The 26,075-nt window shown below is 63.5% G+C and carries 23 protein-coding genes; 5 read left to right on the top strand and 18 right to left on the bottom strand.

Annotated features, from left to right (window positions below; all coding sequences use genetic code 11):
- Positions 1-1,782, bottom strand: coding sequence for a sugar porter family MFS transporter (locus OHL12_RS13895; protein ID WP_263414414.1), 1,782 nt, complete (start codon positions 1,780-1,782; stop codon positions 1-3).
- Positions 1,783-1,984: 202 nt separating this feature from the next.
- Between OHL12_RS13895 and OHL12_RS13900 the strand changes: the two genes are divergently transcribed.
- On the top strand, positions 1,985-3,979 hold the full coding sequence (locus OHL12_RS13900; RefSeq protein WP_263414415.1) for an alpha-galactosidase: 1,995 nt from the start codon (positions 1,985-1,987) through the stop codon (positions 3,977-3,979).
- Between the two features lie 97 nt (positions 3,980-4,076).
- Here the strand turns inward: OHL12_RS13900 and OHL12_RS13905 are convergent, their stop codons facing one another.
- The 4 genes from OHL12_RS13905 to OHL12_RS13920 form a co-directional block, all read right to left on the bottom strand.
- Complete coding sequence (locus tag OHL12_RS13905; protein ID WP_263414416.1) at positions 4,077-5,363, bottom strand: D-tagatose-bisphosphate aldolase, class II, non-catalytic subunit; 1,287 nt, start codon at positions 5,361-5,363, stop codon at positions 4,077-4,079.
- Between the two features lie 25 nt (positions 5,364-5,388).
- Positions 5,389-6,567, bottom strand: coding sequence for an SIS domain-containing protein (locus tag OHL12_RS13910; protein WP_263414417.1), 1,179 nt, complete (start codon positions 6,565-6,567; stop codon positions 5,389-5,391).
- Positions 6,568-6,702: 135 nt separating this feature from the next.
- Complete coding sequence (locus OHL12_RS13915; protein ID WP_263414418.1) at positions 6,703-8,061, bottom strand: DUF4832 domain-containing protein; 1,359 nt, start codon at positions 8,059-8,061, stop codon at positions 6,703-6,705.
- Positions 8,062-8,071: 10 nt separating this feature from the next.
- Entirely contained in the window at positions 8,072-9,373 is a 1,302-nt protein-coding gene (locus tag OHL12_RS13920) for a glycoside hydrolase family 27 protein (protein WP_263414419.1), read from the bottom strand.
- 401 nt (positions 9,374-9,774) lie between these two features.
- Between OHL12_RS13920 and OHL12_RS13925 the strand changes: the two genes are divergently transcribed.
- Positions 9,775-10,866 (top strand): DUF7544 domain-containing protein, encoded by a 1,092-nt coding sequence (locus OHL12_RS13925; RefSeq protein WP_263414420.1) that lies wholly within the window; start codon positions 9,775-9,777, stop codon positions 10,864-10,866.
- Between the two features lie 131 nt (positions 10,867-10,997).
- On the opposite strand, the gene OHL12_RS13930 is transcribed toward OHL12_RS13925, so the two are convergent.
- The 3 genes from OHL12_RS13930 to OHL12_RS13940 form a co-directional block, all read right to left on the bottom strand.
- Complete coding sequence (locus tag OHL12_RS13930) at positions 10,998-11,624, bottom strand: FMN-dependent NADH-azoreductase (protein WP_263414421.1); 627 nt, start codon at positions 11,622-11,624, stop codon at positions 10,998-11,000.
- A 155-nt stretch (positions 11,625-11,779) separates the two neighbouring features.
- Positions 11,780-12,274 (bottom strand): cupin domain-containing protein, encoded by a 495-nt coding sequence (locus OHL12_RS13935; RefSeq protein WP_263414422.1) that lies wholly within the window; start codon positions 12,272-12,274, stop codon positions 11,780-11,782.
- A 57-nt stretch (positions 12,275-12,331) separates the two neighbouring features.
- A complete protein-coding gene (locus tag OHL12_RS13940; RefSeq protein WP_263414423.1) occupies positions 12,332-12,619 on the bottom strand; it encodes a hypothetical protein in 288 nt (95 codons plus the stop codon).
- Between the two features lie 206 nt (positions 12,620-12,825).
- Between OHL12_RS13940 and thrS the strand changes: the two genes are divergently transcribed.
- Positions 12,826-14,874: a threonine--tRNA ligase gene (thrS, locus tag OHL12_RS13945; RefSeq protein ID WP_263414424.1), complete on the top strand. Its 2,049-nt coding sequence runs from the start codon at positions 12,826-12,828 to the stop codon at positions 14,872-14,874.
- A gap of 59 nt (positions 14,875-14,933) precedes the next feature.
- On the opposite strand, the gene OHL12_RS13950 is transcribed toward thrS, so the two are convergent.
- The 5 genes from OHL12_RS13950 to OHL12_RS13970 form a co-directional block, all read right to left on the bottom strand.
- On the bottom strand, positions 14,934-15,485 hold the full coding sequence (locus OHL12_RS13950; RefSeq protein ID WP_263414425.1) for a glutathione peroxidase: 552 nt from the start codon (positions 15,483-15,485) through the stop codon (positions 14,934-14,936).
- A gap of 141 nt (positions 15,486-15,626) precedes the next feature.
- Complete coding sequence (locus tag OHL12_RS13955) at positions 15,627-16,142, bottom strand: hypothetical protein (protein ID WP_263414426.1); 516 nt, start codon at positions 16,140-16,142, stop codon at positions 15,627-15,629.
- 210 nt (positions 16,143-16,352) lie between these two features.
- A complete protein-coding gene (locus OHL12_RS13960; RefSeq protein ID WP_263414427.1) occupies positions 16,353-16,553 on the bottom strand; it encodes a cold-shock protein in 201 nt (66 codons plus the stop codon).
- 208 nt (positions 16,554-16,761) lie between these two features.
- The gene (locus tag OHL12_RS13965; protein ID WP_263414428.1) at positions 16,762-17,019 is read right to left on the bottom strand and encodes a GlsB/YeaQ/YmgE family stress response membrane protein; all 258 of its coding nucleotides are present in this window, start codon (positions 17,017-17,019) and stop codon (positions 16,762-16,764) included.
- Between the two features lie 97 nt (positions 17,020-17,116).
- Entirely contained in the window at positions 17,117-18,403 is a 1,287-nt protein-coding gene (locus tag OHL12_RS13970; protein ID WP_263414429.1) for an MFS transporter, read from the bottom strand.
- 156 nt (positions 18,404-18,559) lie between these two features.
- On the opposite strand from OHL12_RS13970, the gene OHL12_RS13975 reads away from it, so the two are divergent.
- The gene (locus OHL12_RS13975; RefSeq protein WP_263414430.1) at positions 18,560-19,222 is read left to right on the top strand and encodes a cupin domain-containing protein; all 663 of its coding nucleotides are present in this window, start codon (positions 18,560-18,562) and stop codon (positions 19,220-19,222) included.
- Positions 19,223-19,365: 143 nt separating this feature from the next.
- Here OHL12_RS13975 and OHL12_RS13980 read toward each other — a convergent pair whose 3' ends face one another.
- From OHL12_RS13980 to dnaB, 4 genes are all read right to left on the bottom strand, one after another.
- Positions 19,366-21,855, bottom strand: a complete 2,490-nt coding sequence (locus OHL12_RS13980; protein ID WP_263414431.1) for a glycoside hydrolase family 31 protein — start codon at positions 21,853-21,855, stop codon at positions 19,366-19,368.
- Positions 21,856-21,924: 69 nt separating this feature from the next.
- Entirely contained in the window at positions 21,925-22,764 is an 840-nt protein-coding gene (locus OHL12_RS13985) for a TIM barrel protein (protein ID WP_263414432.1), read from the bottom strand.
- Positions 22,765-22,830: 66 nt separating this feature from the next.
- Positions 22,831-23,457 (bottom strand): DUF4232 domain-containing protein, encoded by a 627-nt coding sequence (locus tag OHL12_RS13990; RefSeq protein WP_263414433.1) that lies wholly within the window; start codon positions 23,455-23,457, stop codon positions 22,831-22,833.
- 67 nt (positions 23,458-23,524) lie between these two features.
- Positions 23,525-24,904: a replicative DNA helicase gene (gene dnaB / locus OHL12_RS13995; protein WP_263414434.1), complete on the bottom strand. Its 1,380-nt coding sequence runs from the start codon at positions 24,902-24,904 to the stop codon at positions 23,525-23,527.
- 134 nt (positions 24,905-25,038) lie between these two features.
- Between dnaB and OHL12_RS14000 the strand changes: the two genes are divergently transcribed.
- Entirely contained in the window at positions 25,039-25,335 is a 297-nt protein-coding gene (locus tag OHL12_RS14000) for a DUF5076 domain-containing protein (protein ID WP_263414435.1), read from the top strand.
- 34 nt (positions 25,336-25,369) lie between these two features.
- Here OHL12_RS14000 and OHL12_RS14005 read toward each other — a convergent pair whose 3' ends face one another.
- Positions 25,370-26,071 carry a hypothetical protein gene (locus OHL12_RS14005; protein ID WP_263414436.1) on the bottom strand — a complete coding sequence of 234 codons (702 nt, stop codon included), beginning with the start codon at positions 26,069-26,071 and terminating at the stop codon, positions 25,370-25,372.
- Between the last annotated feature and the right edge of the window lie 4 nt (positions 26,072-26,075).

Consider the following 26,075-nt stretch of genomic DNA (forward strand, 5'->3'; position numbering starts at 1 on the left):
CTATGCAGCCTCGAACGCCGCCTCCACTTCCTCCAGCGTCTTGCCCTTGGTCTCCGGCAGGAAGACGGCAACGCTCACCAGGTACACCAGTGCCGTGCCGGCAAATACGAGGAAGATCGTCGAGTACCCATGCTTGCTGACCAGCGGCAGGAACAGGATGGCCACCATGGTAGAGACGAACTGGTTCAGCACCAGCGCGACGCTCATGCCGACCGAGCGGATGCGCGTTGGCATCAGTTCCGACAGAGCAAGCCAGACACACACGCCCGGGCCCACGGCGTAGAACGCGATAAAGGCGAGCAGCGCAATCTCGAGCTGTACACCGTATTTCGAATCGGGTACACCGCCCACGCGAGCGCCCTGGATCACCAGCGGCGCGTTCTGCGCGGCGGAGAGGTTCGCCAGAGGATTGCGGAAGAACGCCTCCACCCGGTTGGAGGGCAGAGCCGCCGTGCGGTCAATGTGCAGGGGGTGCGCACCCGCCACGTCGGACCGCACGTAGGAGGTGGCACCGGTGAAGTCGCCGTAGGAGTAGATGACGACCAGCGAAGCGTGTTGCGCTGCTGCATCCGCCTCCTGCGCCCCAGCGGAACGCAGCAGTTGGTTGGCCTTGGCTTGGTCGAAGTCGAGCGTCAGTTGCTGGTCTGGCGTGACCATGGTCTGCACGATCGACTTCGCATCGACCACACCTGCCTCGGTCTTTCGGGAAATCCATGCCGCCGTGACCATCGAGAGAACGATGCCGCTGGTGCCGAGGATCAGCAGGAAGCGCCGGCCGCGACGATCCACCAGCAGCATGCCGAGCATGGTCACCAGGAAGTTCATCGCGGTGAAAAAGACGTAGCCCCAATGCGCGCTCAAATCTGACAGACCGCCCTGCACCAGGATTTCGGTGTTGTAGCCAATGATCGAGTTCACGCCCGTCGCGGTGTTCAGGCTGAGGATGAGGCAGGCCAGCAGAAACGGCAGCACATACTTGCGGCGCAGCAGCGACCCGCTCGCGCTGCCGGTTGCGGTAGCGGTCCCACTAATGCTCTCCATCTCGGCCATCTCAAGCTCGGCCTGCTGCTGCGATCTCGAGCGCAGCAGGGAAGCCATGGCGCGATCCTTGCGGCCCTTGCGGAAGAGCCAGCGCGGCGACTCACCAATGAAAAGCGCGCCGATGGTGAAGAGGACGCCGGGCGGCAGCGAGATCCAGAAGATGTGGCGCCAGGCGCTGTCCTTCATCTGGAAGATGGCACCGGCATTCTGCGTGTTCACCACGGCTTCGACGCGGTAGCTGTAGTAGATGCCGATGACCGCGGCAGACACAATGCCGAAGGTCAGCAGCCATTGAAAGACGCCCGTGCCCTTGCCGCGATTCGAGCTGGAGAGGCACTCCGCCAGGTACAGCGGAACGACCACGCCGATGAAGCCGCCGCTGACGCCTTGCAGCAAGCGGCCGATGAGCAGCGGACCGTACCCGTGTGAGAGCGCAATGATCGGGATGCTGAAGACGAACGTCAGACCGCTGAGCAGCATGACCGGGCGGCGACCCAGCCAGTCCGCCAGCATGCCGGCAAAGACGGTGGAGATGACGCTGCCCAGCAGCACCGCCGCCACGATGGTGGCGAGCTGGCCGGCATCCAACCGCGACGTGGCTTCCAGGTAAGGCAGAGCGCCGCCGATAATGCCGACGTCCACGCCATACAGTAGACCGCCCAGACCGGCGACCACTTGCAGCAACAAGTTATAGTTCTTCCGCGCCGGCTCAGGCGCAAGGGCAACCACTGGGTCAGACATAGGGCTCCAGAGCAGGAGAATACCTTGTGGCAACTTGAAGGCACAAAGACGAAGATGAACCCGGCTCTTCCGAGAGCGCATATGCAGGCGTTATGGCTGACGAAGAGATCAAGGAGCAAGTGCGATCAATCGTAAGAAAAGTGTATTTCGAATCAGCTTTCGTTTTATTCTGGCTGCTCAGAATCGGGGAAGAAAGTTGCGCATGGTCGGTTCCAGGTTTGTGCTCCACTCATTTCGCGCCGGCGTGGCGTTCGGCTCGACTCTTCTGTTTGGCTCGGTGCACTCCGCGGCCGCACAGGGCCTGCCCAGGGACCTGGCGGTCCGCGCTGGTGATCTGAGCGTTGAAGCCACGCTGCGGGACGGGCACGTGACGGGTCTGATCGCACGCGACAGCCAGTCGGGGGAGCAGGTGCGCATGCCCGAGGCGTTTTCTTTGCGCATGCAGGACGGAACGGTCTTAACGGCGAGTGCGCTGGCTGCAACGCCGGGCCGCGCCGTGGAGGACCCGCACCAGGCATTCCGCCCCCGTGGCGAAAACAGTGACGAGCACACTGCCTGCGTGGCGTTCGACGCACCTGCGTCAGCGCTGAAGCTGAACTGGTGCCTGGTCGCCCGAGCTGGCACACACTACGTTCGCGAGCTGTTGCGCCTGGAGGCGACCACGCGTGATGTTCCGCTGGGCGAGGTCAGCCTGTTGCAATGGAATGGAGCGAACGCGAAGGTCGACGGCGTGGTGAAAGGGTCGCCGATCGTCACGCCTTCCATGTACTTCGGCTTTGAGCACCCGCTGTCCAGCAGCACGGTCAGTGGCGGCGCAGCGCGCGCGTCGCTGCAGCGAACACTGCCGCTGCGGGCAGGGCAGAGCATCACGTATTCGGCGGTCATCGGCACGGCTGCGCCGGGGCAGATGCGGCGCGACTTCCTCGCCTACCTGGAGCAGGAACGCCCACGCCGCTACCAGCCGTTTCTGCACTACAACACCTGGTACGACCTGGGTTACACCAACCGCTTCGATGAAGCCGGCGTTCTGGACCGCATCCAAGCCTTTGGCGAAGAGCTGACCGTGAAGCGGCACGTGCAGATGGACTCGTTTCTGCTCGACGATGGCTGGGACGACACGAGCAACCTGTGGAACTTCGTCAAGGGTTTCCCGGACGGCCTCGCCGCATCGTCCAAAGCCGCGGGCAAGTACGGCTTCGGCATCGGCATGTGGCTGTCGCCGTGGGGCGGCTACGCGAACGAGAAGAAGGAGCGCGTCGACTACGGGGAGAAGCACGGTTACGAGATCCTGAACGGGGGCTACGCTCTCTCCGGGCCGAAGTACTTCGCCCGCTTCGAGCGGACGTGCCAGCAACTGATCGCGAAGTACAACGTGAACCAGTTCAAGTTCGACGGCACCGGCAATGCGGACCGCGTCTTCCCGGGCAGCGCCTTCGACAGCGACTTCGACGCGGCGATCCACCTGATCGAAGATCTGCGGCGGCAGAAGCAGGACGTGTTTATCAACCTGACCACGGGCACCACCGCTTCGCCGTTCTGGGTCTTCTATGCGGATTCCATCTGGCGCGGCGGCGAGGATCACGACTTCGGCGGCGTGGGCTCCTCGCGCCAGCGCTGGATCACGTACCGTGACTCGCAGACCTTTGCCAACATCGTGCAGAAAGGGCCGCTGTTCCCGATCAATTCGCTCATGCTGCACGGCATCATCTACGCGAAGCAGGCGGAGAAGCTGGCGGACGATCCCGGCAACGACTTCGCCGACGAGGTGCACTCCTACTTCGGCAGCGGAACGCAGACGCAGGAGATGTACATTACGCCATCGCTGCTGACGCCTGCGAACTGGGATACGCTCGCCACCGCCGCGCGATGGAGCCGCGAACATCGTGACACCTTGCAGGACGTGCACTGGCTGGGCGGCGACCCCGCGCGCCTGCAGGTGTACGGTTGGGCAGCGTGGTCGCCCCAGCTTGGCATCGTCACGCTGCGCAACCCATCGGACAAGCCGCAGACCTTCACCCTCGAAGCGGCGAAAGCATTCGAACTGACGCGCGGCGCGCCGGAGCGGTACCAGCTTCGCAGCGTCTGGGGTGGCAGTGAGCACGCCTTCGCTTCGTCCACACTGAACGCGTCGTCGCCCATGCAGGTGACGTTGGCGCCGTTCCAGGTGGTCACGGTAGAGGCGACGCCGGTCCGTTAGGGCCCGTTCGGACAAGCTAGTTATAGCTGTGAGTAGCAACGCCGCAACGGCTCCGTTCCGGCGTTGCTGTTGCAGATCTCTTTGTGCGTGAGGAGCTCTAGGTGGCGCGAACACCCTCGCATGCGGCAGCGTACTCGCGCAGCACGTCGCGGATCTTGTCCACGATGAGCGATGCCGGATCGTTCGCGATGGAGCCGTTGCGCACCTGCTTGTATTGCTGTGGCAGGTAGCGGCTGAGCATCGTGTCTGCGATCGTACGGGCCTGCAGGTTCTGCACCAGGCGTTCCACCGCGGTGCGGACTTCGGAGTCGTTCCAGTAATAGCGCACCCGGTCGCTATAGCTGTAGTGGCGCAGGAACTTCTGCTCCTCTGGCGAGCCGTGATAGTACGGCAGCCAGTTGTCGGGATGCGCGAGCATAACCCGCTCGAGCGTGGCATACAAATGAGACCGGTCCGTCTCGGGCACCAGTTCGGCTTCCATATCTTCCAGCGCGTCCAGAGCTTCACGCATGGCAAACGTAAGCGCCGGACCGACTTTGAGGATGGCGAAGCCGTCCTCGACAAGCTCGCGGTACGCGGTCGGCCTCTGGTAATCGGTCGAGTGCGCCTCAAACACGATGTGCTCGCCGCTGGAGGGCAGCCAGCGCACCAGGTCAGCGGCCTTATTGCGGTCGTAGTCAATCACAGCATCGTGGTCGAACTCCACACCGGGCTGCACCACCAGGGCGATCACGCTCGGCCAGGCGGACTCCAGGCCGTGCTCGCGAAAGACCTCTCGATGCACCTGCAGAGTCTGCGCCGCGGCCTCGGGCGTGGTCGCCTCAAGCTCGTGCACGGCGTGAGTCGCTCCGCCTGGAACCGGGACTTCGGTGCCGATGACGTAAACGATCGGCTCAGTACCGGGCCGGGCCGCTTCGGCAGCGGCGCACAGCGCGGCAGCACGTTCCGCAACCACGCGGTCCGACAACGGGGAAGGGTCGCCCGCGCAGGCCATGCTGGCGTCCAGGTGAATCTTGGTAAAGCCGGCGCGCACGTACTCGGCGACCATGTCCACCGCGTGCGCCATGGCGGCTTCGGCCGGCTGCTTGCGCCACGGATTGGGGCCGAGGTGATCGCCGCCCAGCAGCAGCCGCACGGGGTCCAGGCCCGCGGCTTCCACGTGCTCCAGCACAAAGCTGCGGAAGTCTGCCGGACGCATGCCCGTGTAGCCGCCGAACTGATTGACCTGATTGCTGGTTGCTTCCACCAGCAGCAGGGTTCCGTCCTCTTTCGCCTGCTCGGCGGCGGCCCGGATGACCCAGGGGTGGGCCGAGCACACGGAGTAAATGCCGGCGCTCACGCCCCGCTGCCGTTGCGCCAGGTGCTCTTGCAAAAGCTTTGCCACAGCAGACTCCTAGTACGTCGCGACTCTAGTACAGCGCAAACTTCGCGACCACGCGATTGATCACGCCGCCCGCGCTGGGTGAATCCGGCTTCAGATCGTGCCCGATCGAGCTATACAGGCCCAGCAACTGGCCAAACATCACATCCAGAATAGGCCGGTATGCGTCGTCGCAGTCCACCGCGATGGGCAGAAAGATGTCGCACACATCGGCGAAGCGCGCCTGCACCGCCGCGGGCCCCACGGCGATACGCTGGCCCACAATCTGCTTCTGCGTGATTTCCGCGAGCAGGTCATAGGCGTATCCTCCGCGAGCCTCGTCGCCGGAGACAAAGGCGACGAACAGGGTCTCGGCATCCAGTGCAGCCATGGGTCCGTGGCGCAGACCCAGTACCGTTTCGTAGCTGGACTTGATCTGGCCCGCCGTCATCTCCAGCACCTTCAGCGCCGCTTCCTGCGCCACCCCGGCCAGGGTTCCGCTACCAACAAAGCAGACACGCGGAAAGCTCATGCGCGCGGTGCGCTCGGCCAGTTCCGACGCGCGCGGCAGCAGGTCTTTGCCGGCGGCAATCAGCCCCTGCAGCGTATCGCCGTACTCGTCCAGGTTCCAGGCGTGCGCCAGGCACTGCCCGAAGACGATCATGTTGGTGTACGAGCTGGTCATGACCAGACTGCGGTCGTTCACCGCGTCGTCCAGCACCACCACGTGCGCGTTGGCGGCATTGCGGCAGATGTCTGCCATGGCCGCTTTCTGATTGCACGTGACCACCAGTTGCGTCACCTCGGGGTAGCGCTTCACGGCGCGATCCAGCACGGCGACGCCTTCGGGCGAGTCACCCGACCGAGAAAACGAAATCCAAAGATACCGCCGGCCCGGAACCACGTACTCGTCCAGGTTTGGAAGCAGGTCAGTGCTTTCGACTGCGGACACTTCGCAACCCCATTTTTCGCGCAAGAGCAGCGCCAGCGACTGACCGATGTAGTCCGAAGTACCGGCACCGATCAGCCAGACGATCGGCCGCAGTGTCACTTCGTCGCGAACGCCAGCCGCTTCCAGAAAGCGGCATAGTTCGGCCTCATGCCGGCGAACGATGTCGTAAGTGCCCTGCCATGTCTGCGGCTGCTGCGCGATCTCCCGCGGAGTGAACAGCAGCCCACGGGCTGTCTGCTCTTCATTGGAGAGGGCGATCAGTTCAGAGAGGAGCATGCGACATCCTTTGCCAGGCAGGCATAAACGAAATGAAAGATAAGCAATAATAACCCGGTCAGGACGGCAGCGTATATGCAAAACGGGACGGCCTTGGCGCTCCGGTATACCGCCCGGATGAAGCAAGTCTGGCGATCAGTAGTGCAGGGTATCGCTTGCCGGGTCATCAAACGGCGGGAGTGCAGCCGCAGACGCGGGTCGGCCCACGCTCACCCACCCGACCGGGTGTCGGCCACCGCGAAAGTACGCTGACGTTGCGAACCGAGCCGACGGCAGACCGGAGGCGGGGTCGAGGATTGCCAAGGCAAGCAGATAGCGCCCCGCGCGCAGGCCGCCGGGCGCAGTGAACTGGGCATGCAAATCACCGCTACCCGCCACTCCGGGCAGAATGCGGCGCAGATCCACTTCAGGGAAGGTGGTCGCCCACGCCGGTTGCCGCGTGTTCCCATCGAGCAGGCTGACTTCCAGCGGCCAGTTATAGTACAGCGGAGAAGATCCGGTGTTTTCAATGGAAAGCGAAACGGGCAACGAATCGCCCGGACGGATCGTGGGAGGGTACTGCACCTCGCGCAAAACGAAGCGGTAGCCCAGCGCCTCCTGAATGCGCGCTGCATTCGCCACCGCTTGCGGGTTCTGCTGATCGTAGTTGCTCAGCCAGCCCAGGTGATTCCAGTGCAACTCGCGAATGCGCGCAATGATCGCGTCCGCGTTGTGAACCACGGCATCGGTCGGATCTTTGCCCAGCGGGGTGCCCCAGTCGAAGGCGGTTTCGCCACCCATCGGCGCCGTCTTCCATCGGTCGATCAGCCGCGGCGACTGCAGCAGCGGCAGGTGCGTCAGCAGCTCCTCCTTGTGCGCGAACGAGTCCCAGTAGATGCCGAACGGGTAGTCGACGAAGTCGCCAGGGTAGCGGTTCATCAGCAGCTTGTGCCGGAAGTTCGCAACGAAGGCATCGCCGATGGCTTTCTGCAGGGAAGCGCTGGGTTTCGGATCGTGCTGCTCGCCCCACAGGCCGACCAGGCCCGTTTCCACAAAGGCGACGCGCGGATCGTTGTCCCAGCAGGCGCCCAGCTTCTGGATCATCGCCACGGCGCGCTCCTGAAATTGCGGCGTGTCGTACCTGCCCTGCGGCAGGTCGGCAGGCCAGAAGTGGCCGCTCGGCGGCCAATCCAGGTACACGCGAGGAACCACCTTGGTGTTGATGTCGCGCAGGCCTTTCCATTGCGCGTCGCACACCTCGCCGATGCGATCCGTTCCGTCCGCGACGCTGCGCTCCAGGTCCGACCAGCGCAGATAGCTCTTCGCCAGCGAGGCGTAGGGCAGCTTAGCCGCCGACGCGGGATCCCCGGAGCGCAAACCTTTCAGCGGGTTGCGAAGCGCGCCCGAGTATGCCGGTGGCCGAACCGTAATGCGATCGCGTGCGAAGGCCGCAGCCCACGCGGGCCGGCATGCGAGAGCTGTGGCGAGCGCGCGCGCGAAGCTTCGGCGATCCATGCGTCCTCCACTACCGTTGGCGCTTGCCGCCGCTTGCTTCACGGACGCGCAGAAGTAAGGTCTGCCGCGGCAGCAGATCAGCTGAGATCGCCGCTCCCGCCGGCTGCTCCTTGTGGGTCCACAGATCTCGCGTGACCAGGCTGCCGTGCAGGCCCAGCTTCGACGTCGGCAGCGAAAGGTGCAACGGAGCGTCTCCGCGGTTTACCAGCGCCACCGCGCGCGAACCGTCCTGCAAGGACTTCAGCAACACTTCGCCGTCGCCATTGCGCTCGACGACCACGGCCTGCCGGGCTAGCGGGTCCTGGTCCAGCGCGATGACCTCGCGATTGCCTGCGACCGCAACCAGCGCGGGCGACCAGCGGGTGATGTCAGAACCGAGAATAAGCGGCGCATTCAGCATGGCCCACAGCGACAGGTGGGCGCGCGCCGCGTCCAGGTGGTCCGCGTCGAACTCGCCATTGCCGAGCTCCAGCATGTCCGGGTCGTTGAAGTGACCCGGGCCGGCGAGCTCGGGGTGCGCAGCGGCAGTGTCGAAGTTGGCCAGCATCGACTTCCAGGTGGGCTCGATGTCGGGGCTGGTCCGCCACGAGGTGCCGTAGCGATTGCCCCAGCGCACCACGTCGGCCTCGCCCCAGGTGCAGATGGCCAGGGCGGTGTCGTGCTGCGGGCGAACGGTGTCGATCTCTCGCTTCAGCGAGGCGTAGAGCGCCTCAACTTTGGCGGTCTGGTCGGCGGATACCTGTCCGCGCACGATGTACGGCCCGAGCGCACGGTAGGTGCCGTTCTTTACAGCCGGTTTGTCCGGACCGAAGTCGGCCAGGCCGCAGGCGTCCACCTTGATTGCGTCGAAGTTCCATGCCCCGAAGATCAGCCGCATGTCCTGCGCCTGGTGGTCCATGGAACCGATCTCGCGCTCGGCAACGCTGCCCTGTGGCAGGTTCGGGCTTTGCGGGTCCCATGCCTGCGAGCACGCGTTGCGGCCAATATCGGTATAGAGCCCGGCCAGAAGACCCATGCTGTGCAGCCGGTCTACGAAGGGACGCAGGCTGGTGGTGCCGTCGGGCATGACTGCGCTGGGAAACATGCTGGTGCGAACGATGAGGCGGTGCTGTGCGTTGCGCTGCAGCCACCAGCCATCGTCCACGTCGATAAAGCGGTAGCCGGCCTCGGCCAGCCCGGTCTGCTTCAGAGCCTGCGCTACGGCCAGGATCTTGGCCTCGGTCACCTCGGTGCGGAAGGCGTTCCACGGATTCCAGCCCATGGGAGGCGTGCCGGTCGGGCGTGCCGCCGCCTGACCGTACGCGCCGCTCATCCCAGCGATCGCCAACGCCACCGTCAGAGCAAACGCCCTGATCGGGAAGCGTCTCGCTAGGGACGGTCGTGGAGCCGCCGTGTCGGTATTTGGCTTCGAACTATTTCGATCCCCATGCATGTAGCCATCGTACGGCGTCGCGAAGGTCAGCGAGGGAAGGAATCGTAACTTCTGATTGTCGATGTTTCCGGTCGGCGGCGTGCGGGCGGAGCCTCAGGCCTCAGCGTCCTCCTTCTTATTCCACCGCCAGGTGCTCTCGGTTGAGTACGCTGGCGGTTCCATTGGCCCGCCGAAAAGCGCGAACCGGGACGGAGGTCCTGGCGTATCTTGGTGTGCACACCATTGGTGCCCGCGTGAGCAGTCGACAGCGCGGCAGTGTAACGGGCTGTGGGAGGGATGCGATGCGCGTGTATTCCGCGGGCGAGGCAATTGGGCCGGCGTGGGAGCATACCAAGGCGCTGATGTGGCGAGACCGCCGTTGGGGCAGGCTATTGAAGCTCGCTCTGGTGGCCTTCGGAGCGGAGCTGGGGACCAGCTTCAACTTCAACCTGAACGGCTTTCGCAATCATGGCACGGGCCACGCGGTAGCGGCCGTTATGGCCGGCGTTGCCGTGGTGGTGCTGTTCCTCGCGCTTATCTTTTTCGTCGTGCTGCTCTACCTGGGCTCGCGACTGCAGTTGGTGCAGTTCGACATACTGTTGCTCCGTGACCCGATGGTGGCGCCCGCGTGGGAGCGGCACGGCCCGCACACGTGGCGATGGGCAGGCCTGAAGGTCGTCATTATGATCGGCACGGTCATTGTGCTGCTGCCGCTGCTCATCCCGGCAATCCCGATCTTCGTGGCGTTCTTCAAGGCGGCGCAACCGACGGCAGGTTCTACGCCAGTGCCACTCTCGGGGATTCACTGGGGCGCGTTTTTCGTGGCCTTCGCCGAGGTGTTCGCGATCGTGATAGCAGCGGTGCTGCTCATCCGCTTCGTAACATCGCTGGTGCTGCCGGGCGTGGCGCTGGAGGACCTCCGGTTCGGCGACGCTCTGCGCCGTGGATGGGACATCTTCCGCACCGACGTGCCGGGCATGCTGTGGTTTGCCGTGCTGCAGCCCTTGTTTCTGATGTTGATGGGCCTGATGCTTGGCCTTGGGCTGCTGCTGATGTTTGCCGTGCTGGCGCTGCCCTTCGGCCTGCTGGGTTATCTGGTGTGGCACTCGGTGCACGCCGCCGGAACGGCCGCCTGGTTCCTGATGGGAACGCTGGGCGTTGTCGCAGGCGTGATTATTCTGGCGATCATGGGCTGCGCCTACCTGGCGACCGCGGGCACGCTGCTGATGTTTGCGCGGGCGTGGAGCCTGTATTTTCTGGGCGGAAGATACCCCCTGCTGGGGCAATACCTGGAGCCCGGACCGGCAGTGCCGGTCTGGACGCCGCCGCCCTCACTGCCGCGAGATGAAGACAGCGGCGGTCCGGGATTTCCGGCCAATCCAGCGCTGGCCTGAGCTGGACATCGAGGCGTATCAGGGCGCTGGAGATCGTCGCCAATAATCCCTAACGAAAACAGAAAAGGGCACAGCATACGCTGTGCCCTTGTTCTCTGCGCCCGTTCTCCGGGCTTCTTTCGATCCGGCGACTACGCCTTGGCAAGTTCGGCGATCTTGTCTTCGCTGGGCTTCAGGTAGTCGGCTTCAGAGATCTTGCCGTACTGTACGCCGGCTCCGCCCTCGGCGTTGACGAAAGTCACGTCTGTAATCCCGATGAAGCCGAGGATGTGCTGCAGATAGGGGTTCAGGTAGTTAAAGTTCTCCGTCGGCGTGCCCTTCACGTAAGCGCCTGCGCTGGCGACGATCACCGTGACCTTTTTGCCGTTCAGTTGGCCGACCGGCCCCTTGTCGGTGTAGTTCACCGTGACGCCGACGCGGACCACGTGGTCGATCCAGGCCTTCAGCACCGCCGGCACCGTGAAGTTGTACATGGGCGTGGTGATCAGGATGTGATCGGCGGCTTTGACTTCCGCGATGTACTCGTCGGAGAGCTTGAGGGCTGCCTTGTGCGCGTCGGTCTGCTGATCGGGAGCGCTGAATGCGCCCTGGATCCACTGGATGTCGACGTACGTGGGCTGGTTCACCGCGAGGTCACGCTCGGCAACGGAGCCGCCGGAATGAGCGGACTTCCAGGCTTCGGTGAAAGTGTCGCCGAGGCGGCGGGAGTAGGAGGCGTTGCCGCGAGGGCTGACGTCGATGCGAAGAAGAGATGCCATGCTGGTGCTCCGGAGGTCAGTTGATCGTTCGATTTCGAACTATCAGGTTGGATGGCAGGAGCGCCGGGCGCGGTGCAGGGAAATTCGTGTGAATTCCTGCCGCGGTAACCCAGCAGGCAGGGGGCGGGGCGGCCGATTACGAGCGAGCGGTATCTCTATGCGGACTTGAGGTTCGGGCCGATGGCCAGGACGAAGTAACTGGCCGTGGTGGTACCGGTGTTGCGCATGCCGTGCAGCACGTTGGAGGCAGCGTACAGGATGTCGCCGGGGCCGGCGGGTTCGCGCTTACCGTCGACCAGCCAGTCCACCTGTCCCTCGCGGATGAAGATAAATTCCTCATGCTCGTGCTGGTGCGGCGGATGGGGTTGCAGCCCGGCACCCAGGGTGCTGTTGTGCAGTTCGACACCTTCGCCGGTGGGCAGCGTGCCGTGGGTGACGGCCTGGGAGCTGCCGACTGCTGACGTCTTGATGGGGAGCTGGTTTGCCCGGAAAATCGTGTTATCCCGCAACAGAGCAGTGCCGCTGGGCAGGTGATCGGCGACGGCGCCATCCACGTGCTGGGCCTGTTGCGCGACCGCGGAGGTTTCGGCCAGGCGCGCAAGGGCGGCCAGAGCGGGCAAGGAGAGGCAAAGATCGCGGCGGCTGGTCATAGCTCGGCAGCATACACGCTGCGCAGGACGGTCGTCGCGCAGACGGGTGAGCGCCGATCAGGCCGGAAGGCCGGGATTCGTCTTCGATTCCGCCGGGGCTTTGCTCTTCAGGCGGAGCCATTCCAGCGGGCTGCAGTTGTCGGCGGCAACGGTAAACGGTTCCGTGCTGTGCACGCCGGTTGCCCCCATGTGGGTGTGCTGACGGCGCAACGCTTCGCCAACAATCCGCCGCACCTGCATGCGGCTGACCAGGTTTTCGGCCCTGGCGAGAATCAGGAAGCCTTCTCCGCAAACAGGACAGCGGAGGTCGTTGTAGGTGTGAGACAAGAGGCAGGTAATCGACATCGGTACAAGCTCCAACCGAACAAGAAGTGCTGGGGTACTCCAGTCTTCGGCATAGCCCGTAGCAACGCGATTGCACTTCCGAGCCGCCCGGGTGCAACGCCCGGGGGCTCGGCTATACCACCCGCACCCGGCGCCTGCCACTTCGGTGGGTGTCTTTGTCGCGAAGCAGGGCACCGGACGCGGAGCGGCCAAGTATTCTGTTGGGTGTGAGCGACGCAACCATTCAAATTACCCTGCCCGACGGCAGCACCCGCGATGTGCCCCGGGGCACCACGCCGTTTCAGATTGCGCAGAGCATCTCGCCCCGGCTGGCGGAAGCCGTGGTGGTGGCGAAGATCCGGTCGGCTGCCGCGACGACCGAAGGCGCAGAGGAACAGACCGACGCCGCGCACGGCGGAGCGCAGACCGAAGAAGCCATGTACAGCGACGTGGCCACCGCAGAGCGTGTGGTCGATCTTGCCGAGCCGCTGCAGGAGTCTGTCCACCTGTGGCTGCTGAAGGAGACCGACCCCGAAGCTCTGCGGGTGGTGAGGCACTCGGCCGCACACGTCATGGCGACGGCGATCACGGAGTTGTTCCCCGAGGTGAAGCTGGGCCACGGGCCGGCGACGGACCACGGCTTCTTCTATGACATTCTGCGAGAGAAGCCGTTCACGCCGGAGGACCTGATCGCCATCGAAGCGCGCATGGCCGAAGTGGTGGCGCGCAACGAGCCGTTCCGCCACGAGTGGATCGGCCATGAGGAAGCGCTGAAGGGCTACGAAGAGCAAGGCGACTTCATGAAGGTGCACTTCGTTTCGAAGTTCACCAAGCCGGGCGAGAATGTCAGCTTCTACCGCAACGGCGAGTTCCTGGATTTTTGCCGAGGACCGCACGTTCCGACCACAGGCCGCGTTCGCGCCTTCAAGGTGATGAACCTGGCGGGCGCGTACTGGTTGGGCGACGAGAAAAATCCGCAGTTGCAACGCCTGTACGGCACGGCGTTCTTCCAGAAGAAGGAGTTGGACGCGCACTTCAAGCACCTGGAAGAGATCAAGGCGCGCGACCACCGCGTCATCGGCAAGCAGCTTGACCTGTTCAGCATCCAGGAGATCGCCGGCGCCGGCCTCATCTTCTGGCATCCCAAGGGCGCCATCATCCGCAAGGAGATGGAAGACTGGATGCGCGCGGAGTGCCTGCGCCGCGGCTACGACCTGGTGGTTACGCCACACGTTATGCGTCGCGAGCTGTGGAAGATCAGCGGCCACGAGGGTTTCTACGGCGACAACATGTACTCGCCCATGGAATTGGATGACGCCGAGTACCGGCTGAAGCCGATGAACTGCCCGGGCCACATTCTTATCTACAAGAACTCGCCCAAGAGCTACCGCGACCTGCCGGTGCGCTACGCCGAACTGGGCAACGTGTATCGCTACGAGCGCTCGGGCACCATGCACGGCCTGCTGCGCGTGCGCGGCTTTACGCAGGACGATGCGCACATCTTCTGCACGCCGGGTCAGATCGAAGACGAGATTGTCGCCTGCGTCGAGTTCGCGGAGGAAGTGCTGAAGAAGTTCGGCTTTGCCGAGTTCAAGGTCGAGCTATCGACGTGGGACGCCAGCAAGCCGCAGGATTACACGGGCGCGCCGGAAGACTGGCAGGTGGCCATCGACTCGCTGAAGTCGGCGCTCGGGCGGAAGGGCATTCCGTACCGCGAGATCCCGGGCGAGGCCGCCTTCTACGGTCCCAAGATCGACGTGAAGCTGGTCGACGTTCTGGGTCGGCTGTGGCAGTTGTCGACGGTGCAGTTCGACTTCAACCTGCCGAAGCGCTTCGAACTGGAGTACACGGGCGAGGACGGCGAGAAGCACCAGCCGGTGATGGTTCACCGTGCGCTGTTTGGCTCGGTCGAGCGCTTCTTCGGCGTGCTCATCGAGCACTACGCGGGCGCGTTCCCACTGTGGCTCGCGCCGGTGCAGGTGGGCCTGGTGCCCATCAGCGAAAAGCACCTCGACTACGCGGCCGAGGTGAAGGCCGAACTGGAAGCAGCTGGTCTGCGCGTGGAACTGGACGCTCGCAACGAAAAGATGAACGCCAAAATCCGCGAGTTCGGCTTGCAGAAGGTGCCGTTTGTCCTCGTGATGGGCGACAAGGAATCGGCGGCGAAGGCAGTCAGCGTTCGCACACGCGGCGTAGGCGATCAGGGTTCGGTGCCGCTGAGCGAGTTCGTCGCGCGTGCAGCCGGCTTGCTGCAGGAGAAGAGCGCAACGTTGTAGGTGTCGTGCAACGAAGAACGGAGCCGCCTGTTGCGGCTCCGTTCCTCGTTGCGGGTAAGCTAGCGGGCCAGTTCGGCTTCGATGGCGACGGTGATTGGCTGCGCCAACGGCAACGTGTCGGGTGAGAAGCGGGCGACCACCTGCCCGGTGCGGCTGACGAGGAATTTCTCGAAGTTCCACAGCAGTTCGGGCTCGGCGTTGGGTTCCACACCGAACTCCACCAGGTGCTGACGCCAGGCGTGCTTGCCCTCACCAGCTGCGGTGGGCTGCTGCGCGATCAGTTCGGCGAACAGCGGATGCTTTTCGGGGCCGACGACCTGAATTTTCGAGAACATGGGAAAGCTGACGCCGAAGTTGCCTGTGCAGAACTTCTGGATTTCCTGGTCGGTGCCGGGCTCCTGCTGGCCGAAGTCGTTGGCCGGAAAGCCGAGTACATTGAAGCCGCGGTCTCCGTAGCGCTTCTGCAAATGTTCGAGGCCCTCGTACTGCTCCGTCAGACCACATTGGCTGGCAACGTTGACGACCAGCAGCACCTGTCCGCGAAAATCGGCCATGGAGCCGACGCTGCCGTCGATGCGAGTGATCGGGATGGTGTAGATATCCAGAGGCATGGGGCTAGGATAGCGGCGACAGACCGGTGTTGAAGCGCAGAAGTGTTCAGCGAGGAAGAGCAGGGATCACAGGCCCCTGCCCTCTCACACTCAAAAACAGATGTGCCCCCGCTTCAGCGGAGTGAGGGATCGGGTGCTTGCCTACGCGGCGATGGTGGACTTGCGGCGCTTCTTCTTGTAAGCGACAAGGTCGTCCTGCCAGGAGCCAAGGGCTGCCGCGAGAGGCGCATCTTCGCCCAGCGGAGCGAGCTTGCTGAGCCTGCGAATCGCTTCGCCAAAGCTCGAGGCCGGCTTGCCCGAATTCATCGTGGCGGAGGCGGTGCCGTCGAGCAGGGCAGTGTCGGTGGCCAGGCGGCTCTCCGCGGCAACCGTCTGGTTCGGTGCAAGCGTGACCTCGGTGCGCGGATCGACCCAGCCTTCGGGTCGCAAGCAGCGCGGCAGTTCGTGGTCGGCGTACTCCACTCCGTTTGCATGCAGAGTGCGTGCTGTCGAGATGAGGGCGTCGCGCTTGGTGACCAGCTTGCGAATCGCGGCGTCACGCAAGGCTTGGGTGTCGAACGCTTCGTGCTTGTTGAGGTGAACTAACTTGCGGTCGTACAGATCGATCTCGCGATGGAGATCGCGGAGGAAGTACTTATCTTGCACAATGGTGCGCATCTCTGGATGCTCCTGTGATGTGGCGGGAAAAGTAGCAGAAATGACTGCAGGCAGGCCGGCATGGATGAGTTCGGCCTGCGGATATGTAGTGAGATGCCGATTTCGCGGGACGCAACAGCACTCCCCGGAACTTTTTGTGCATGAAAAGACACAGGGGCGGCCCGAAGGCCGCCCCTGTGGTGATCCGTGTGTGAGCCGGAGGCCCGTTAACTATGCTGCCTGGACGTTCTCAGCCTGCCAGCCCTTGGGTCCCTTGACCACGTTGAACTGGACGCGCTGACCTTCCTGCAAAGAGCGGAAGCCCTGTGCCTGGATGGCGGTGTGGTGGACGAATACGTCCTCACCGTTGTCGCGCGAGATAAAGCCGAAGCCCTTGGCATCGTTGAACCACTTCACAGTACCCTGTTCCATCGCGTTTCCCTGTCCTCAATTGAGTGCTTTGCAAGTTTTCGCTTCAAATCCAGTACGGCCTTTGCAAGTGCGTTTGGGCAGGGCTAGCAAATTACCAAGACTGATTCGAACGATTTCGCACAGCGTACCACAGAAGTAGCAGGGCGCGGTTGACAAATTTCGCTGGTACGGAGTCCAACGCGCGCCCGGGAACAGGATGAGAAAGCGACTAGGCGGTACGCCGGCGAATGAGGTGGTACAGCGCCAGCAGGATCAGAGCGCCGATGACCGACATGATGAAGCCGGCGGGCTGACCGGGCTGATACAGACCAATGGCCTGACCCAGGTAGCTGCCCACGAACGATCCGGCAATGCCGAGCAGGGCAGTGATGATGAAGCCGCCTGGATCCTTGCCGGGCATGAGGAGCTTGGCGACGACACCGATGATGAGGCCGATGATGAGCGTAACGATGATCCCGTGGTGCATGGGCAGATCTCCTGGAGGAAAAGTCTTGCAACCAACCGCTGCGCAGATAAGAGGTGGAAACCTGTCGGGACGTTGGATTGCTCCAGGGCGGAACGCATTATTCGAGGGCGATGGCCTTCGTTTCAGGCACCATGGCCAGCCCGGCAAGCGTGAGCACCGCGGAGCCGGTCAGGTACCAGCCAACCGACTGCAGGCCGTAGCGCTGCGCCAGCCAGGTGGCAATATACGGTGCCAGCGAGGCTCCGAGGATGCCGGCGAGCGAGAACGCGAGCGAGGCCCCGGTGTATCGGACGGCGGTCGGGAACAGTTCGCTGATGACGGTGCCCAGCGGGCCATAGGTAAGGCCCATCAGAGTTAGTCCGATGATCAGCATGGCTGCGGCCCCGGAGGTTCCATGCTGGAAAAGCGGAGCGAGAACAAAACCGAAAATGCCGATGGCGACGGTTACGGCGGCCATGACGCGGCGACGTCCGCGCTCAGCCAGGATGGCGCTAATGGGAATGGTTGCCGCGAAGAAAACCACTCCCAGTAGTTGCAACAGAAGAAAGGTTTCGCGCGGGATGTGCAGCGCGGTCGTACCCCAACTGAGCGAGAAGACGATCATCAAGTAGAACAGGACGAACGTGGCGAGCGCGACCAGAACGCCCGCAATCAGCGGTCGCGTGTGCGACCGGACCACGGAGAAGAACGGCACCTTCACCTGCTCATGCTGCGCCAGCGCCTTGCTGAAGGCCGGCGTCTCCGTGATGGTCTGGCGAACGTAGAGGCCCAGCAGAACGAGGATGGCGGAAGCAAGGAACGGCAGTCGCCATCCCCAGGCCAGGAACTTCGCGTTGGGCATGTTGTGGCTCAGCAGGAGAAAGACCGCGCCGGAGAGCGCGAAGCCGACTGGCGCTCCAAGCTGGGGGAACATGCCGTACCAGGCGCGCTTGCCGGGTGGTGCGTTTTCCACTGCAAGCAGGACGGCGCCGCCCCACTCGCCACCCAGGCCAAGGCCCTGGCCGAAACGGAACAGCGCCAGCAGAAGAGGCGCGGCAAGGCCGATGGTGGGGTAGCCCGGAAGGCAGCCGATGAGCACGGTGGACAGGCCCATGGTGCCGAGCGCAAGAACCAGCGTCACCTTGCGGCCGACGCGGTCGCCGAAATGTCCGAAGAGCGCGGAGCCGATGGGCCGCGCGATGAACGCGACGCCGAACGTGGCGAAGCTGAGCAGCACCTGCGTCGCGGGGTCGCTCTTCGGGAAGAAGAGGCTCGGAAAGATGAGCACCGCGGCTGTGGCGTAGATGTAGAAGTCGAAGAACTCGATCGCGGTGCCGATGAGGGAGGCGAACAGGACCTGCGCGGGCCGGTTAATGGGCCGGGCGTTCAGTTGAGCTTCGTGCATAGGGTATCTTCGCATCGCTCCCGTGCTGCGCTGCGGGCAGATGTGAAAAGCGGGCGGCCGCAGAGGATTTTTCGTTGCTTTCAGGTTCCGGCGATGGCATGCTCCGAGTGCGCGACGGGCGCATGAGCGTCATTACGCTGCATCCGTGGAGGACCGATGAGACTCAGGATTGTATTGCCCGCACTGACTGGATGTCTCCTCGTCTGCGGTGCGACGGCATACGGGCAGCAGTCGCAGGGGCTTGTCAGTTGCAAGCCTGCCAGTCAGAAGACGGGTGACGTAGGCTGTTGGATCCTGACGAACTTCCCGGTCGGCACACCTGCTGGCCCGGTCTACTGGACGTTGGACACGTTCCCCTCGAGAGACATTGCCGAGCAGGCAAGGGGGCCGCAGTCGGTAGTCCTCGAGTCGCTTGGCAAAGTATGGCTCTCGACGGTAGGCGACCGGCCCAAAGAGGTGCCTGGTGGCACTCGAGTTACGGTGGTGGGACCGCTCACTGTGCGACCTGGTGTGTCGTATGCCGCGCAAGTGATGGAAGCCACGCTGCAGCCCGGGATGGTGAGTAAGACGCACCTCCATTCCGGCGTCGAGGCGTTCTATACCGAAAGCGGCGCGTCTTGCCTGGAAACTCCCGCAGGTAAGCAGATCGGGAAAAAGGGCTCAGACATCGTCGTTCCTGAGGGCGTGCCAATGGAGCTGACCGCGGTTGGGCCAGACACACGCCGCGGGCTCATCCTGATCCTGCACGACGCGTCGAAGCCGCCCACGACGCTCGTCGACGATTGGAAGTCCAAGCACCTGTGCGCAGCCGAGAAATAGACCGTTCGAAGCATTGGTGGGACGGCGCGCTCTCCTGCGCCGGACTGACGCTGATCTACGGCCCGGCTCGGTCGCTGGTACACGCTCGAGCCGTCGTGGCCCGGAAGTAGAACTGCGCCGGCTGGCTTGCCGGCGCGCGGATGTCAGCGCAGGACGACCTCCACCGCGGTGGTGGATCGGGGCACCTGAACGCCGGCGCGATCGTCCACCGTGGACAGCGTAGCGGTCTTGCCAGCGACCGTCGCCGACGTCGGCCGCAGGCCAATGACCTCGACGCGGTATTGCTTCCACCACGGATTGAACTTGCCTTCCGGAGCGGCGATGTGGACCGTTACGGCGCCGTCGGGAGCGGTGGAGCAGGTGAAGCGTACGCGGCTGTATTGTCCGCGTTGGTAGTTCAGCGTGTGACCGTCGTCGGTGTAGACCTCACCTTCGCAGGGTTCCGTGGTGCCGGTGCTGGATTGCGGAGCGGGTGGGAAGACGCGCAGAGTGAGCGGGCCGTCGGGTGTCTCCTGCGTGCTCTGCACCAGCGGAGCGACCGGCAGAATGGAGCCGCCACGCACAAAGACAGGCAGCTCTTCCAGCGTCGGCTTCACCATAAACGGCTTTTGCTCGACGACCTTGTCGCGCTGCTCCAGGTCAATCGCGGCGTTGTTCGACCGGCGCACGATCTGCTCGCCGGTCCAGTAGTTGTACCAGGTGCCCGCGGGCAGATCGACGCTGTAGTCGGCCACCTCCTCGGGCGAGGGGTTGGGCGCGATCAGCAGGTGCGAGCCCAGCAGGAAATTGGCGCCGCCCGTGTCCATGGGCGAGCCGTCGGCGTTCGCGTGCGGGAACTCCAGGAACATGGGCCGGGTTATCGGCAGGCCGGTGCGCGAACCTTCCTCAGCGACCGTGTACAGGTACGGCATCAGGCGGTAACGCTCCTCGATGTAGCGGCGGCGGATGGCCTCCTGTTCCGGGCCGTCGACCCACACCTCGTGCATGCGTGTGCCTTTGGCGGAGTGGTCGCGATCGATCGGCTGAAACGCGGCGTATTCCAGCCATTTAGTCAGCAGCGCGGGCGAGGGGGAACCGGCGAAACCGCCCACATCCGCACCGGCCATGCTGAAGCCGCTGAGGCCAAGGTTGGTCAACTGCGGCACCGTCATGCGCAGGTGGTTCCAGGTGGCGGAGTTGTCGCCGGTCCAGGTCACGGCGTAGCGCTGGCCGCCCGCATAGCTTGCGCGTGTCATCGTGAAGGGCCGCTCGTTGGGCCGGAACTGCAACTGGCCCTCGTACGTGCCGCGCGTCTGCTGCATGCCGTACACGTTGTGGATCTCAAGATGCGTTGCGGTGCGCCTGGCGAAGCCGGCCTCGCCCGGGCCCTGCGCGTCGATGCGATGCCGCACCGTGTCGGGCATGGTCTTGCCCGGCACGTTGAAGACGCTGGGCTCGTTCATGTCGTTCCAGAAACCGGCGATGCCCATCGCGGTGAAGTTTTTGTAGAGGCCGGCCCACCACTTGCGCGAACTCGCCTGTGTGAAGTCGGGAAAGTTGGACGGACCGGGCCACACGTCGCCGACGAACTCCGTGCCGTCGGGGTTGTGCACGAAATGGTCACCGGCATGGCCGGAATCGTAGGGCGCGTAGCCCACGTTGGGCTGGTGCGCCACGTGCAGATCGGTAATGACGATCAGCTTGAACTGCTGCGCCGCAAGATCTTTCACCAGGCCGGGGAAGTTGGGATAGTTCTGCTCGTCAATGGTGAACGGCCAGTTCTTGTGTTGAAAGTCGATGTCGAGCCAGAGGACGTCAGTGGGGATCTTGTCTTTGCGCGAACGGTCGGCGATCTCGCGCAGTTGTGATTCGGGGAAGTAGCTGTAGCGCGACTGCTGGAAGCCGAGCGACCAGAGCGGCGGCAGCGGCGTGGGACCCGTCAGCCAACGCCAGGTGCTCATCACCTCTTTCGGATCGGGGCCGTACATCAGGTAGTAGTCCACCGGTCCGCCCAGCGCGGCCATGGTGTAGCGGTTCAGGTCGGCGCGACCGAAGTCGAAGTTGGTGCGAAAGGTGTTGTCGAGGAAGACGCCAAGGGTGCGACCCTGCTTCACGTCGAGGAAGAACGGGATGTCCTTGTAGATCGGGTCGGTCGACTCCTGGAAGCCGAAGGCGTCGGTGTTCCACATGGTGAACATTTGGCCGCCACGGTCGAGCGGTCCCGGCTTGTCGCCCAGGCCGAAGAAGTGATCGTCAAAGGTGCGGGCCTTCGCAATGGTGAAGCGGTCGCCATCCCAGGCGAGCGGTGCGGCGTCCTGCTGCAGCACATGGCCCTGCAGGTCGCTTACGGTCAGGCGAAGCTGCGGGTCGATGCGGACTTGCAGCGCCTTTGTCGTGAAGCCGGCGGCGGTGCTGGTCACGGCAACATGAGCGGTGCGCGCTTCGGGCAGCACGGCCCAGCTCGCGTCTTCCGGGGTGGCCGTGCGCCAGGCTCGAACGCGCAAGACGTCATCGCGCAGCGCCGTCACCTGCAGCGTGGTGCCTTTGGCTGTGGCGGTAATCCCGCTGGCGCTTGCGGAGCGTTGCTGGGCGGAAATGCAGGTGGCGGAGAGAGCAAGCGTGGTGACAAGGGCAAAGCGTGAGATGGTCGGCACGGTGTAGCCACTCTGCCTGATGCGGCGGAGCCAGCGCAAGCGTTTGTGCCGCTTTTCTTCACCGCACAGTCAGGCGGACCGCATGGCGCGGATCGCTTCTTCGCGGGCCTGCTTCAGTTCGGCAACGGGGTCGCCTACGGGCAGGAACTCCATGCAGATGACGCCGCTGTAGTGGATCTCCGCGAGCTTGCGGTACAGGTTCGCGAAATTGATTTCGCCGGTGCCGGGCCGGTGGCGCCCGGGCACGTCTGCAATGTGCACCAGGCCGACCAGGTCGATGTTCTTCTCCAAGCTCTCCAGCAGGTTGCCAGCCTGTCGCTGCTCGTGGAAGAAGTCATAGAGCACGCGAATGCGCGGGCTGCCCACGGCGCGGATGATATGGAATGCTTCGACCACGCTGGTGACCGCCTCTTCCTTGTGCTCAAGCAGGTCAATAGGTTCCAGCACCAGGTTGAAGTTTGCGGGTTCCAGGACGTCGGCGGCGTACTTCAGTGTGTCGACGATGGCGGCACGCTGCTGCTGTGGCGTCTGCCCCGCAACGCGGTTGTACGCGGTGTAGATGAACTGCGAACAGCCGAGCCGCTGCGCTCCCGGAATGGCGCGCAGCAGGTCGTCGCGCAGGGCTTTGCGTTGCGTGACGTCGGCAAGAGCGTTGCGACCGGGCACGGCGCTGTCCACCGCGATGCCGAGCCGCTGCTGCGCGGCAAGATTGCTGCGCCACTCCTCCTCGGTCCAATGTTCGTACTCGTTCAGCAGTTCCAGGCCCTGATACCCGGCGTCCGAAGCGATGTGTAGCTGCCGCTGGAAGCTGGGGTGGTCTGGCAGCGTCCACGCCATAATGGAGAAGCGATTGGCGCGTGGTTGCGGTTGCTCGGCAGCGGCGATCGGCAGCGGAAGAGGCGGAAGCATCGCGGCCACTGTAGCGGCCAGAGACGTCCGTGCAAAGTCCCGACGATTCATGCAAGCTCCGATGCGCTACGGCTTGGGGCCGGTGCCATAGCGTTGCAGGTCGTAGTGGGCGCCTTTGCTGCGCTCGCCGCACATCTGCCCGGCCAGCGGCGTGTGCGCACTGCCCTCGCGAAGCGCGAGCGTGACGCCGGTGAGCTTGTAGCAAAGATTGTCTTGGAACACGGAACCGCTCACCCACCGCGCGCTGGTGGTGACCGACTGTTTCGGCTGCAGCACAATGGGCAGGACCACGGGACCGGGGTGCATGAACTTCGCGCCAGCGAGATCGGCGTCGGCCTTGACGGGCCCGTTGGCGTCGAGAAAGGTGAGCTGCGGCAGGCCCGGGATGCTGCAGGCGTTGCGACTCTTGTTGGTAAGCGTCAGGTAGGTGCCGCTGTGGCTCATGCCGTTGAAGTCGGCGTTACTGTCGCCGGGCTTCAGGACGACGTCGCGTGCCGTACAGGCAATGGCGCCGGTGCCCTCGTTCGCCTGTGGCGGCGTGGCGCTCGCAGCAGATGCCGAATCGGTGAAGCTGGAACGCTGTGCAGCAGATGCTGAAGTCGAACTGGCGCCGGTCGCACCCTTGGTCGAGCAGCCGACCGTGGTCAACACCAGCACCGCAACAGGACCGAGGAAAAGCGGACGTCCGAGCATGCAAATGGGATGATCCTCCGGTGTGCGAGGAAGCTCAAAGATCCCAAAGGCGGCGGGCAATCTACGCCTAGTAGTCGCCCCCGCCACCCTGCTGCAGATTTTCAAAGCGCGTGAAGTCGGCCAAATACGCCATCTTGATGGTGCCGGTTGGGCCATTACGCTGCTTGGCGATGATGATCTCCGCCTGCCCCTTGATGTCTTCGTTCTCGCGGTCGTAGTACTCCTCGCGGTGAATGAAGCAGACCACGTCCGCGTCCTGCTCGATGGAACCGGACTCGCGGAGATCGCTGAGCAACGGTTTCTTGTCGCCCTGGCGCTGTTCCGATCCACGTGAGAGCTGCGACAGAGCGACGACCGGCACGGCCATCTCTTTCGCCAGCGCCTTCAGGCCACGGCTGATGGCGGAAACTTCCTGGTTGCGGTTTTCGGGGCGGCGACCGCCCGGGCCGGCAGCCATGGTCATCAATTGCAGGTAGTCGATCAGGATCAGATCAAGCTGGCCTTCCTGCTGCTTCAAGCGGCGCACCTTCGCGCGCATCTCCGTCAGCGTAATGCCGGGCGTGTCGTCGATGAACATGCGCGAGCCCATCAGGCGATCCAGCGCGTTCACCAGCTTTTGCTTGTCTTCGCGCGGCAGGAAGCCGGTCTGGATCTTGCGGCTGTTCACCAGCGCCTCGCTCGCCAGCATGCGTCGCAGCAGTGACTCCTTCGACATTTCCAGCGAGAAGACGGCGACCACCTTCGCGTCGCGCACCGCGCAGTTCTGCGCGATGTTGATCGCCCACGCCGTCTTACCCATGGACGGGCGTGCCGCGATGATCATCAGGTCCGACTTCTGCAGACCGCTCGTCATGCGGTCGAACTCGGAGTAGTGCGTCTCCAGGCCGGTGATTTCGCGGCCCTGCTCATACAACTGGTCGATTGATCCGAACGACTCCGACACGATTTGCCCGATATCGGAGAAGCCGCGCTTGATGGCGGACTCGCTGATCTCCAGCAGGCGCGATTCGACTGCGCCGAGCACGTCCAGCGACTGCTCGCCCTGGTCGGCGGCGCGGTTCAGGCCCATCTCGCACACCTGCATCAACTGGCGCAGGATCGACTTGTCCTTGACGATCTGAACGTAGTTCTCAATTGCAAGATGGCGCGGCAGGTTCTCGTACAGCGAGGCAAGATAGCTCTGGCCGCCGATGGCCTCCAGCTCCTTCTTGCGCTCCAGCGCGTCCATGATGGTGAATAGATCGATGGCGTGGCTCTGCTCCGACAACTCGACCATGGCCTGGTAAATGCGGCGGTGCGAGTCGAGCGAAAAATCGTCGGCCAGCAGCTTAGCCGTCGCATCGACAACCGCGACCGGATCCGACAGCATGGCGCCCAAGATGACGCGTTCGGTGTGTACGGACGAGGGAAGGCCGTCGCGTTCGACGATTTGCAGAAAGGTAGCCACGGTTCAAGTCTAGAGAACCATTGCTGTGCTATCCAGCGTTGCAAATGCCGCGGGTACGGGGCATGTTTTCTGCAAAACAGCGGTGTGGCTGTGCATTCATGTGCATCTGCGCTGCCTGTGCGAAGATGGCAGCCATGTCGCAGAAGGATTCACTCCCCATCCCCGCCGCCGCTTCGAAGGATCCACGATCGCTGGAAGTGCTGCGCGTCTGGATCGCAGGCGGCGAGCAGCATGTGGCACTCGCATTCGGCATGTGGGAAGATCCAGCTGCCTGGGGCCTCCTGCTGGCCGACCTCGCGCGTCACATCGCCGAAGCACACGCTCAGCAGGACGACTCAGTCTCCGCCGAAGACTTCCTTGAAGAAATTCGCGCCGGCTTCGAATCTGAAATGGACTCGCCCAGCGACGAAGTCAGCGGGCAGGTGCAGTAAGGCGGGAGGCAGAAAGCGAGGTTTCGGGCACTGCTCAGGAAGACTCTGCTAAAGCTCGCGAGCCAGCATTTGGATCAACGCCCTGTGCAGCACTTCGTGCTTTCTGAATTAACCCGTAAATGCTTCTCGCGTCTGCAACATCGTAGAAAGCCAGCCTAGAAAGATCGGGGTAGAACTGAGAACTTCCCGTGCTACGCCGCGAGTTCCAAAACGAGGTGGCGACCAGAGGCTCCGGAGAGAAATCAAGAGTTCCCGTGCCATCCTGCCGAGTCGTCAGTGAAATGCTCTCCAGGTTGCACAACTGGCTGCTGACGACTTTGCGGGTCGCTCCAGAGTTAACGACCAGAACCCTTTTCGTTGTGACTCCGTAGTATGTGCGACCCTTCTTCCATGCCGTGTACAGAAAGCGTCCCCAGATCATGTACTGGCCGACGACAATGAAGGGTATGCCCCAGAGCGCCATGAAGATGGAAAACCCGTCTTTTGCATTCTCAGAGCCGAAGTGACCGGTGGCGCCCCACTCCCAAAAGATTGCGAAGCCTCCCCAAAGTAGGCTGAACGGGATCGCCCACCAGTCACTGGGATGGAAGATGATCTGACGAAGTGGCTGTCCGCTCCAGAGGAGGGTTTCACCGTTCAGGAGTTCCTCGCCGATTTCTTTCTCAATCTGTTGTTGCTGCTCGAGAGTGGCGTTCATTCTGAAGTTGAGTTCGATGTCGTAACTTGCCGAGAGCACCACT

The organism is Terriglobus aquaticus (genome assembly GCF_025685415.1).
GTDB lineage: Bacteria > Acidobacteriota > Terriglobia > Terriglobales > Acidobacteriaceae > Terriglobus > Terriglobus aquaticus.

What these genes read in the sequence shown, in the direction of transcription:
- OHL12_RS13895 (WP_263414414.1), bottom strand. Translation starts at nt 1,782, where the DNA reads ATGTCTGACCCAGTGGTTGCCCTTGCGCCTGAGCCGGCGCGGAAGAAC.
- OHL12_RS13900 (WP_263414415.1), top strand. Translation starts at nt 1,985, where the DNA reads ATGGTCGGTTCCAGGTTTGTGCTCCACTCATTTCGCGCCGGCGTGGCG.
- OHL12_RS13910 (WP_263414417.1), bottom strand. Translation starts at nt 6,567, where the DNA reads ATGCTCCTCTCTGAACTGATCGCCCTCTCCAATGAAGAGCAGACAGCC.
- OHL12_RS13915 (WP_263414418.1), bottom strand. Translation starts at nt 8,061, where the DNA reads ATGGATCGCCGAAGCTTCGCGCGCGCGCTCGCCACAGCTCTCGCATGC.
- OHL12_RS13920 (WP_263414419.1), bottom strand. Translation starts at nt 9,373, where the DNA reads ATGAGCGGCGCGTACGGTCAGGCGGCGGCACGCCCGACCGGCACGCCT.
- OHL12_RS13925 (WP_263414420.1), top strand. Translation starts at nt 9,775, where the DNA reads ATGCGCGTGTATTCCGCGGGCGAGGCAATTGGGCCGGCGTGGGAGCAT.
- OHL12_RS13930 (WP_263414421.1), bottom strand. Translation starts at nt 11,624, where the DNA reads ATGGCATCTCTTCTTCGCATCGACGTCAGCCCTCGCGGCAACGCCTCC.
- OHL12_RS13935 (WP_263414422.1), bottom strand. Translation starts at nt 12,274, where the DNA reads ATGACCAGCCGCCGCGATCTTTGCCTCTCCTTGCCCGCTCTGGCCGCC.
- OHL12_RS13940 (WP_263414423.1), bottom strand. Translation starts at nt 12,619, where the DNA reads ATGTCGATTACCTGCCTCTTGTCTCACACCTACAACGACCTCCGCTGT.
- OHL12_RS13950 (WP_263414425.1), bottom strand. Translation starts at nt 15,485, where the DNA reads ATGCCTCTGGATATCTACACCATCCCGATCACTCGCATCGACGGCAGC.
- OHL12_RS13955 (WP_263414426.1), bottom strand. Translation starts at nt 16,142, where the DNA reads ATGCGCACCATTGTGCAAGATAAGTACTTCCTCCGCGATCTCCATCGC.
- OHL12_RS13960 (WP_263414427.1), bottom strand. Translation starts at nt 16,553, where the DNA reads ATGGAACAGGGTACTGTGAAGTGGTTCAACGATGCCAAGGGCTTCGGC.
- OHL12_RS13965 (WP_263414428.1), bottom strand. Translation starts at nt 17,019, where the DNA reads ATGCACCACGGGATCATCGTTACGCTCATCATCGGCCTCATCATCGGT.
- OHL12_RS13970 (WP_263414429.1), bottom strand. Translation starts at nt 18,403, where the DNA reads ATGCACGAAGCTCAACTGAACGCCCGGCCCATTAACCGGCCCGCGCAG.
- OHL12_RS13975 (WP_263414430.1), top strand. Translation starts at nt 18,560, where the DNA reads ATGAGACTCAGGATTGTATTGCCCGCACTGACTGGATGTCTCCTCGTC.
- OHL12_RS13985 (WP_263414432.1), bottom strand. Translation starts at nt 22,764, where the DNA reads ATGCTTCCGCCTCTTCCGCTGCCGATCGCCGCTGCCGAGCAACCGCAA.
- OHL12_RS13990 (WP_263414433.1), bottom strand. Translation starts at nt 23,457, where the DNA reads ATGCTCGGACGTCCGCTTTTCCTCGGTCCTGTTGCGGTGCTGGTGTTG.
- OHL12_RS14000 (WP_263414435.1), top strand. Translation starts at nt 25,039, where the DNA reads ATGTCGCAGAAGGATTCACTCCCCATCCCCGCCGCCGCTTCGAAGGAT.